We start from the raw sequence: 836 nt of genomic DNA, 5'->3' as shown, positions 1-836 counted from the left end.
ACGAGCAAGCAGCGTAGAAGAACTGGCGTTGGCCTCAAACCGCCAACGTCAACTGGTAGAAAGCTTGCTGAGAAACGGCATCCGCACTCGCTTCATCATGGAGCTCATCTCTGCGGTAAACGAACAAATTATCGAAAAAGCCTTTGAACTGGTGGTGCCACCCGCTTTGCACGACCACTGTTGTTTGATCGTGCTGGGCTCAGAAGGGCGTGGCGAGCAAATTCTTAAGACCGACCAAGACAACGCGCTCATTATTGAAGACGGGCTAGAATGGCCGCATTGCGAACAAGTGATGCAATCATTCACCCATACTCTGCAGCAGCTTGGTTACCCACTCTGCCCCGGAAAAGTGATGGTCAACAACCCGAAATGGGTCAAAACACAGCAAGAGTGGATCCACACCTTAGATCATTGGATTGCGAAGGCGGAACCTGAACCAATCATGGACTTGGCGATTTTCAGTGACGCACATGCAGTAGCAGGGAATCGAGAGCTTCTCACCCCAATAGCAAATCACCTCAGAGACAGCATGAAAGATCGCATGCTGGTTTTGTCGGATTTCACGCGCCCTGCTTTGCAATTTTCCGTGCCCCTTACTTTGTTTGGCAACGTAAAAAGTGCCAAGGATGGTTTGGATATCAAACGTGGTGGCATCTTCCCTATCGTGCATGGTATTCGCACCTTGTCGTTGGAATATGCGATTGAAGAAAAAAACACCTTTGAACGCATCGAAGCACTAAGAAAAAAACGCATCTTAGAACCGGAGACCGCAGACAACTTAAACGAAGCGTTGAAGCTGTTCTTTAAGATTCGCCTTCATCAGCAATTGAGTAAAC

General features: G+C 48.4%; 1 protein-coding gene. It reads left to right on the top strand.

All coding sequences use genetic code 11. From position 1 onward, the window contains the following. On the top strand, positions 1-836 hold an 836-nt coding region (locus R7Q09_RS24840), incomplete at both ends, for a DUF294 nucleotidyltransferase-like domain-containing protein (protein WP_318143784.1).

Source organism: Vibrio sp. 2130-1 (assembly GCF_033339515.1).
This window is presented reverse-complemented; position numbering and strand designations above follow the sequence as displayed.